The organism is Helicobacter bizzozeronii (genome assembly GCF_900196775.1).
In the GTDB taxonomy this organism is placed as follows: domain Bacteria; phylum Campylobacterota; class Campylobacteria; order Campylobacterales; family Helicobacteraceae; genus Helicobacter; species Helicobacter bizzozeronii.
The window spans coordinates 1-9030 of record NZ_FZLB01000102.1 but is presented as its reverse complement, the minus strand read 5'-3'; the positions used below and the strand labels follow the sequence as shown (position 1 = coordinate 9030).

Genomic DNA, 9030 nt, shown 5'->3' with positions numbered 1-9030 from the left:
CCCAATGAGATACAGCCCCCCAGCCACAATCCCCCCGCCTAGCACGATGTCTAATTCTTTTTGCGTGGAGCTAAAGGTGCTGATACTCTCTTGCTGCACTTGGCTAATAGAGATGGCTGAGAGTTTGGGGGAATTTTTAAGGGGTTTAAGGCTTTCTAGCTCTTTGGGGCTGATCTCAACAAAACTCTCCCACTGGTTGCAATTATTGCACTTGCCCAGCCACTTAGGACTGACAAACCCACAATGTTGGCACTCAAAAACCCTAGACTTCTTGCCCATCTTTAAAGATTGCATCTAAGAGGCTTTTGACATACTCCATCTCCTCAAAGGCGATCAAGTCGTTTTCTTTCTCCCCCACGCCTAGATACAAAATAGGCAGTTGCAACTCATAAAGAATGCTCAAAATACACCCCCCCTTGCTCGTGCCATCCAGCTTAGTAACAATCACCCCATCTAGCTCTAAACTCTCATGAAAAATCTTAGCCTGCTCTAAAGCCGAGCTACCCTGCGTGCCATCTAGTATTAGGATTTTATAATAGGGGGCATTGTTTAAAGCCTTGCTGCACACCCTAGAGATTTTTAAGAGTTCGTTTTTTAGGTTGGTTTGGTTATGCAAACGCCCGGCTGTGTCAATGATGATTTGATCCACTCCCCGCGCGATCCCCGCCTCAATGGTGTTGTAAGCCAGCGCGCTAGGATCGCTATTTTGCCCGGCACTAATCACCTCTAATTGCAACTTCTCACCCCAAAGTTGGAGTTGTTTGACTGCAGCGGCCCTAAAAGTGTCCCCCGCACCTAATAAAACTTTTTGCTTGTTGAGCAGGTGTTTTTTAGCCAGTTTGGCAATCGTGGTCGTCTTGCCCGCCCCATTGACCCCTAAAATCAGCGAAACTAAGGGCTTGGTCTCAATAGGCTTTAAGCGCACCTTGTCGTAGTAACTCTCTTTGCGCAAAAAGCGCATGAGGGCGACTTCTAAGTGGTTGCGCTTGATCTGTTCAGGCAAGTGTTCTAAGAGTTTTTCGACCAAGTCAAATTGCACATCAAAGCCGATTAAGATTTCCTCGAGTTCGTCCTTACTGAACACCGCATCTTTGCTCTTGAGCAAAGACGCTACATTTTGGATGGTTTTTTTGAAAAAGTTAAACATCAATCCCTCTGAGTTTGGATTAAATCTTGAAGTTCTTTGGTGAGCATCTCTTCAACAAGTGCCCCGCGGTAACTTTGATACAGCTTGCCTTGTTTGTCATAGAGTAAAAAATAGGGCAAGGGCCAAGAGGTGCTATTAAGAGGCGTGCTAAAAGGGGTGCTGTCCATTGGGTTTAGCATGGGAAAATGCAGGGTGTGATCTTTGGTGTAATTTTCGATCTGATCTTGTGGATAGGCTTTGTCCAAAAACCCTAAAAATGCCACCTTGTCCTTGAAGTTTTCTTGAATGCGGTTAAAGAGCGTTATAAAAGGCGCAGAGGGTGCATCTAAACTAAAAACCATGATGAAAAGGGGCTTGTGGGTGCTCTCAGGGGATAGGGTTTGCAAGTGATCGGGGGTGATTTTAAAGCGGAACTCTTGATGGTTTTGATCTAAAAAATTAAAGAGAGTTAGGACACTTGGGGCACTCTGTTCTTGTGTTTCAGAAGGACTAGAGTGGTGCTTTTGATCTGAGCACCCCCAAAACAACAACACCACCAACACCCCCAAAAAGCCCGCACGCCAATCCATCTCACTTCTTTACCAAAAAATGCGCCTATTATAACGCTTTATCAGTAACTAGACTTTAAACTTCCCTAGCTCGCGATCAAAGATGTCTGCCATTTGTTTTAAAGAGGAGCTAGCTTGGCTCACATCTTGCACACTTTGGTAATTGAGCGAGGCTAGGTTATTGATTTCTTGGATTTCGGCTACAATGCCCTGTGTGGCTTTAGCCACCTCCTTAAACTCACGCACATCGTGGGTGGTGGCGTTGATCACCACTTGGATATTTTGCACATTGGCATCCACGACCTCTTGCAAAGCCAAAGTGAGCTCGGAGGTTTTTAAAATCTCTTGGGCGTTGCTGTGCAGATGTTGGCTAATATCCCCCACAGCACGCACCACATCGTTAATGGTGTGATCCACCTCGCTTAAGCTATTCTTAGTCTTTTCAGCCAATTTACGCACCTCATCAGCCACAATGGCAAACCCCCGTCCATGCTCGCCCGCTCTAGCTGCCTCAATGGCAGCATTGAGGGCTAGTAAATTGGTCTGTTCTGCCACATCGGCTATAAGGGTTAAAACCGCTTTGATGTTTTCGGTATTCTTGGATGCCTCCTCCAGTTTGTCAGAAAACTCCACCCCCAGCTGGGCATTGTGGGCGAGATTTTGGCTAAAGGTTTGGATTTTAGAGCGCACTTCTTCTAAGTTATTGCCCGTTTGCACGAGGTTTTTATTGTTGTGATCGGCGTTATCAGCCCCCATCAAAATACTTTGCACAATGTCATTCCCATTTTTAACCGCAACACAGATGCGTTCTGTCTCCTCTTGGGTGTGTTGGGAGACATCGCTTGAGCTGGTGTGTAGCGTGTTGGCGATCTGGGTATTTTGGCTGCTCAATTCCTTGATATTGGAGATAATGCCCTGTGTTTTTTCTAAAAGTGCATTGATGTTCTTAGAGATAACCGCAATTTCATCCTTGCCCTTAACCTGTAGGCGTTTGGTCAAATCCCCCTCTTGAGAGACCAACTCAATGATCAAATCTCTAAGCTTGATCAAGGGCTTAAATAAAATCTCAATCACACCAAAGAGGACACACAGGACAATGACAAGAGAGACAATCCCTATGATCAAAAGCGTCTTTTGGATGTCAATCAGACTTTCTAAAGCCACCTTTTTAAACACCCTGCCCACGACTTTCCAACCCAGATCGGGCACCGTTGTCCAAACATAGAATTTATCCCCACTGGGGTGATCGCGTTCCATAAAGCCCACTTGGTCAGACAGGACTTGGCGGACCAATTGTGGGTCATCTGGGTGGTATTTACTGCCCTTTTTGTAGGTGGAGGAGGCGAGCACCACGCCACTAGCATCCAGCACATGCACCTGCCCCTTAGCAGCAAAAAAAGAACTGCTAATGGCTTTCAAAACGGATTCTACGGCAACATCTGAGGCGATCACGCCCTTAAACACGCCCTTTTGCATTAACGCTAGCGAGTAGGTGATGATGGTCTTTTGGGTGAAGAGATCGACATAGGGCTTGGTGATGTAAATGCGGTTGGGATTCTCGCGAGCATGCTGATACCATGCGCGTTTTCTAGGGTCGTAATGCTCGGGCTTTTTCCCAATGGATTTAATGATCGTCCCATTTTCAAAGGCGACATGCACATCCTCACTCCCACTTTGCACAAAATTTAAGATTTGCTCCACTCGGGGCAAATCGTTTAAATCCACATTTTCAAAGTGTTTAGCCGTATCTTGGAGCATAGAGCGGAGATGCCCATCGGTTTCTTGCAAAGAAGAAGAGAGCATATTCACCATCAAGGAGAGAGTCTGGCGCGTTCCTTTGGTGATATTGTTTTGGACCTTGTGGCTAATAATGCTCATGGTGATGCCAAAGGTTAAAATCATCAACACAGCCAAAACAAACAAGACTTTTACTCTAAAATTCATATCTTCCTCTAGATGATCATCGCTCTAGTCGCATGAAAAACCGACCCACGCTCATTTTAACATAACCTAATAAATGGTGGAATATATTATTATTTTTTTGCTTTTATTAATAAATGATTTGCGCCCTTAAACTGCCACACACAGCCATAATCCCTAAAAAAGGCACACAACGCCTTAGCATCCATGATTGCATCTTCTAGCCCGATAAACACTTCCAAACGCACGCCTTGATCACATAAAAATTCTAGCTTTTGGGGGTCGTAGTGGTAGTTGAGCAAGGTTTGCAAATCTTGCAGACTGCCTAAATGCGTGTAACGCGCGAGAGTGGGATCTTGTGCTAATAAGGCATTCCAGCCGATTTTCTCAAAGAAGGCTTGCATGTAGGCTTGGGGGTTTTGTTGGTAGGCTTTGAGTTGCAAGTTTTTAAAGGCTTGGCTTTTGTGGGCGAGCATGCAGGGGGCGATTAGAATCAAGCGTTGTATGCGTTTGCCCTGCTGGACTTGATCACAAGCATGCTCTAACGCACAAATTGCCCCATAGCTAAAGCCCGCCACATCATACACCCCCCCAGACTCCAAAATCCACCCAAAAAGCCATGCCTCCCCCTGAAAACCAAAACCACTAAAATAACGCCCCACCATCACACAAAGGAGCGCAAGATTTCTTGCATTTGAATCTTAGAGAGTTTTTCTTTTTCTAAAAGCTCTTTGGCAATGGCTTCCACCTGCATTTTAGAATTGCCTAAAAATTCCTTTTGCTCCTTATACAGCGTGCCTAGCAATGCCTCCATATCCGTGCGATCCCCGATGAATTTATGCCCCATGGCATAATCCTCACACATGCGCTTGGCGATTTCAAAGGCATGTTTGAGATCGTCTTTAACCAGCGTATAATGTTCTTGGAAAAACAACTCCAAGATGATCATGCCACTCAGATACACCTTGATACTATTGTTCATCTCGCTTTGGCTACGCACCTTTTGATCGCTGGCCATCAAAAAATCCCCCATCAACAAGACTTTATCAAACTCCACTTCTAGCCAGTAGGCGCTAAATGCCTTGGCACTTTGATACAGGGCATAGAGATTTTTTTCTTGCTCGCTCAAAGCGACATTTTTTTTCTTGCCAAAGGCGATCTTATCCTTGACCTCTAAAATATCTTGCATGGTGATTTGGGCGGTGTTGCGTCTGAGTGCATTTAAGGCACTCTCATTGACCAAAGAGGAGAGCATCGCCCCGCTAAAGCCCACACAGATTTTAGCCACTTCTTTACAATCTAAACTATGTTGCTTGTCCTTGAGATAGGACTCTAAAATTTGGATGCGCTCCTCTAAATCAGGCAAAGAGATAAAAATACGCCGATCAAAACGCCCACTTCTTAGCAAAGCCTCATCCATCACATCGATTTTATTAGTCGCCCCGATCACAATCACTTGGGAGCTCTCCTCAAAGCCATCCATTTCGGTTAAAAGCTGGTTGAGCGTGGCTTCTCTTTCATCATTGCGTTGGTGCCCCCTAGCTTTGCCCACCGCATCGATCTCATCGATAAACACAATGGAGGGACTAAAGGCTTTTGCCTTAGCAAAGAGTTCGCGCACCCGCTTAGCCCCCACGCCCACATAAATTTGCACAAAAGCCGATCCGCTATGATAAAAAAAAGGCACTTTGGCCTCAGAAGCTAGGGCTTTAGCGATCATGGTCTTGCCCACCCCGGGCGGGCCCACCAAGAGCACGCCCTTAGGGAGTTTGATTTTTAAATCTTGGTATTTTTTGGGGTTTTTAAGATAATCCACAATTTCGTATAACTCCTCTTTGACCTCCTTAGTGCCTGCCACATCTTCAAAACGCACGCTGGGCAAAGTGGCGTGCAGTGAGGGCAGGCTTGTTGGCTGGAGTTTGAGCGCATTATCATAGGAAGCTTGCACGGGGTAATTTTTCTTATTCCAAGCAAAACGCAAGATCAAAGCCAAGAGGACTAGGAAAAAGAAAATAACCACCAAATCGAGGATTTGCTGGGTGGTGTTGTCCTCCTCTAAAATCTCAATGGGGATATTGGTTGGGAACTGCAACGAATCTTTCCAGCCCACCCGGGCAGTCTTGTAAATCTTAAAATCCACCTTCAAATAGATGTAGTGATCGTCCATTTTAATGCTTTGGATTTTATTAGAATGCAAGAGGGTGTTAAAATCTTGGATACTCACCAGTTTAGTGGGCTCTCTTAAGATCAAAAAGAGCACAAAAGCCACGCCGATCAAAATCACCAGCGTGCCAATAGCGACTTTTTTAAAACGCCGCATAGTTGCCATCCTCCAAGACTTCATAATCTCTACATGCCACCCATTTTCCGCATAAATCTTGACTAGCTTGGATTTTAATCGGGTTAAAATATTGGTCATGCCCATAGTAATAGCCTTCTTTGTAACTCTCTACCAACACCTCTAAAACCACACCCTGCACCTTTAAATTTTGCCTAAAGGCTAAATTTTGTGCCTGCACTTGGGCTTTGATCTGCCTTAAGCGTGCTTTGGCAATATTGCCCGGTACACGATTCCCCATCGTGCTGGAGGGCGTGCCCGCACGGGGGCTATAAATAAAAGGGTGGATATGGGTTAGGGGGAGTTGTTTAAAATTTTCCCATGCTTGTTGCCATATGGATTCATCTTCAAAAGGATGCCCCACAATAAAATCTGTCCCCAATGCAAAACCCTTAGAGGCGATATGTTCGAAAAGCGCGCGATCGCTTTTGACCCGATTAGCGCGCCGCATGCGTTTGAGCATGGAGTCATGGCTGTGTTGCAAGGCAATATGCAAATGCTTTTCTAAAATGGGGTGATCGAGTAGCTCTAAAAACTCTGAATCCATTTGGCTAGGCTCTAGACTCCCAATGCGGATGCGTTTAATGGGCGTGTTTTGGGCGATTTTTTTAATCAAGCCTGCCATGTTGCTTTGGGTGTCCTTGCCATAACTGCCTACATTGGTCCCTGTGAGCACGATCTCTAACGCCCCGCTTTGGGCTAATACTTGGCATTGTTCTAAAATCTGATTTTCTGGCAAGCTACGGGACTTGCCCCGCACAGAGGGGATGATACAATAACTGCATTTAAAGTCGCAACCTTCTTGGATTTTGACAAAAGCCCTAGTTTTGCCTATAAATTCTTGTAACAAGCCTTGATCGAGCTTTTCTTGCTTGTCCTCATAAAAAAAGCTTTGTTCTTGTTGCAACAAAGCATCAATCTGCTCTTTGTGATCGTGCCCAAAGACCCCAAAAACATGCCTGCTTTTAAAGAGTTTATGCCCTTGTGTATTAGCCCCACAGCCGGTAAAAAATACCCGCTTGCCCAAAGCATGCATTTTTTTAGCATACGCCCTTGCGCTATAGTCCGCGTCGTTGGTTACCGTGCAGGAATTAAGCACCACAATATCGGCTTCTTGTTCGCAATCCACCCGCTCAAAGGCTTTCAAATGCGCCAACATCACTTGGGTATCAAATAAATTCGTGCGGCAACCAAAAGTTTTAAAATAGACTTTCTGTTTCATCTAGTTTCCTAGCCATATTTTTATTAGCAAAACCATCTGTATTATCTCTAATGAGCTTGGTTGTGCTGTAGGCGATAAAAATATCGGGCTCGTTTAAAAGCGTGTCTATAATATCTGCTGAAATCTTAGATTTGAGCACCAGCGTGGCATAAGAGTTTGTTTGATACCACACCGAGATATGAATCCCGTCCTTTTCTAAAGCCATGAACACTCTAGGGTTAGCACTGGTGTTGCGTAAAGAGTATTTGGTGCGCATGTTATTCATTTGTTTGTAGGTCATTTCGGTATATTGCTTGGCGTGCGTGTTGGCGATGTCTAGGGCAATTTGCATCGCCTTTTTGTGGTTGGAGTCAAAGGTGATGAAAAAGTCAATCCCATCCCAAACGGTCTTCATGCCAAAATGGCTATAGTTGGCAAATAGATTTGTAAAAATGTAGTTATTAGGGATAAAGATGATACGCCCGGCGCGGTAATCGTTTTCTTTGTAGCTAGTGAGCGTAACATCTTCTAAAATGGTGATGTAGAGCATGGAAATATCCAACACATCACCCACATAGGTATTCCCCTCTTTAGACACTTTCACCCGATCCCCCACATGCACATTCCCCCCAATCATAATGGTTAGCCAGCCTAGCAAGCTCATGAATAAATCCCGCATGGCGATGGCTAGCCCGGCACTAGCAAAGCCTAAAACGGTTACCAGATAGGACACATTCTCCAAATAAGCAAACAAGAAAATTAAAATGATGATGTTGGCATTAATGAAGTTGATCGCCTTGTTGATCGTGTAAGCGCGTTCATTGCTATGCACATATTTGTGGCTAATGATTTTCAACACCCATGCTAAAACAATGCTCCCCAAAGCAATTAAGATCACATAGGCTAGCTTAAAGATTTGGTCCTTAATTTGAGACTTGATATTCAGGCTCACTTCCTCAATGTCTTTGGCATAAATATCAATGCTGGTTTTTAACAGACTCTGTGCCCCTTGCAACTCAATTTTTTTCACCTGCTCTTGGTAAATTTTCTTGGAGAGCTCATGGTCTTTAAAGAGATCATACATGCCCTCTCTTTGCAACAAATCCAGTTGGGTGAGGGTGTATAATTCTTGTTCGATTAAGTCCAAGACATTTGCCAAACTTTGTTGGTGGTGCTTCATGGTGGCGTATTTGGCTTTAATCTGCTTGATAAAAGAAATCCCTGTTACAATGGCAATCGGGTTTGTGATATTGGGGATATTGGTGATCTGGGGTTTTTCTACAAGCTCTTTAAAAGGATTGACCTTGTATTGCTCTAAAAGCTCCTCTTGGTGTTTGAGGGCTTGCAAAGTGCGCTCCAGTGTGTTGATTTTAAGGGTATTGGTGTCCTTTTTGCTTTTCATAACTTTTAAGCGGTGCTGGATATGTTGAATCTGCTCATCAACTTGTTCGTAATTCTCAACATTGCTAAACTTTTTGAGCCAAATATTGTCGCTAGAATTTAATGTTTTTTCAATACGCCAATACTCCTCTTGGAGATACTTGATTCGCGGGTTGCTCATGGCTGGGGTTTTATCCTCAGACCACAGACTCTCTGCCAGCACAAGCCCCAATAAAAAGCCCCAAGCACCCCTTAAAACCCATCTTGCTAACAAGGGAATCCCCCATTTTCAAATTTGACCACCCAGTTGTCTAGTCTAACACAAGATGGCATGTTTTCAGCAACACAAAACACCCGGGGGTTTAACTGCCCAAAATTTCATTCTGTATTCCTTGACATACTCTCCCATAACTAAAGTTAGGGGATTCTAGCTTTAGTGGAGATCGCGGCTTCAAGCAGGATAGCTCCGTTTGGAGTCTTACATTCCCTATTGCTA

The 9030-nt window shown here is 44.5% G+C and carries 7 protein-coding genes and 1 pseudogene; all 8 read right to left on the bottom strand.

Features of this window, described 5'->3' with window-relative positions:
* Positions 1-279, bottom strand: a pseudogene (locus tag C5684_RS08690) (DNA repair protein RadA); the annotation flags it as partial.
* Positions 263-1147 (bottom strand): signal recognition particle-docking protein FtsY, encoded by an 885-nt coding sequence (gene ftsY / locus C5684_RS08685; RefSeq protein WP_104640066.1) that lies wholly within the window; start codon positions 1145-1147, stop codon positions 263-265. The pseudogene C5684_RS08690 and the gene ftsY, both read right to left, overlap by 17 nt.
* A complete protein-coding gene (locus tag C5684_RS08680; RefSeq protein WP_104638741.1) occupies positions 1147-1716 on the bottom strand; it encodes a TlpA family protein disulfide reductase in 570 nt (189 codons plus the stop codon). Before C5684_RS08680 ends, ftsY begins: the two co-directional genes overlap by 1 nt.
* Before the next feature lie 48 nt (positions 1717-1764).
* On the bottom strand, positions 1765-3639 hold the full coding sequence (locus C5684_RS08675) for a methyl-accepting chemotaxis protein (RefSeq protein WP_233708734.1): 1875 nt from the start codon (positions 3637-3639) through the stop codon (positions 1765-1767).
* Between the two features lie 89 nt (positions 3640-3728).
* Entirely contained in the window at positions 3729-4280 is a 552-nt protein-coding gene (bioV, locus tag C5684_RS08670; protein ID WP_104640065.1) for a pimelyl-ACP methyl ester esterase BioV, read from the bottom strand.
* Positions 4280-5935 (bottom strand): AAA family ATPase, encoded by a 1656-nt coding sequence (locus C5684_RS08665; RefSeq protein WP_199764540.1) that lies wholly within the window; start codon positions 5933-5935, stop codon positions 4280-4282. The genes bioV and C5684_RS08665 overlap by 1 nt, the downstream gene beginning before the upstream one ends.
* Entirely contained in the window at positions 5922-7175 is a 1254-nt protein-coding gene (mtaB, locus tag C5684_RS08660) for a tRNA (N(6)-L-threonylcarbamoyladenosine(37)-C(2))-methylthiotransferase MtaB (RefSeq protein ID WP_104640063.1), read from the bottom strand. Before mtaB ends, C5684_RS08665 begins: the two co-directional genes overlap by 14 nt.
* On the bottom strand, positions 7153-8715 hold the full coding sequence (locus C5684_RS08655) for a mechanosensitive ion channel family protein (RefSeq protein ID WP_233708735.1): 1563 nt from the start codon (positions 8713-8715) through the stop codon (positions 7153-7155). The genes mtaB and C5684_RS08655 overlap by 23 nt, the downstream gene beginning before the upstream one ends.
* Positions 8716-9030: the final 315 nt, after the last annotated feature.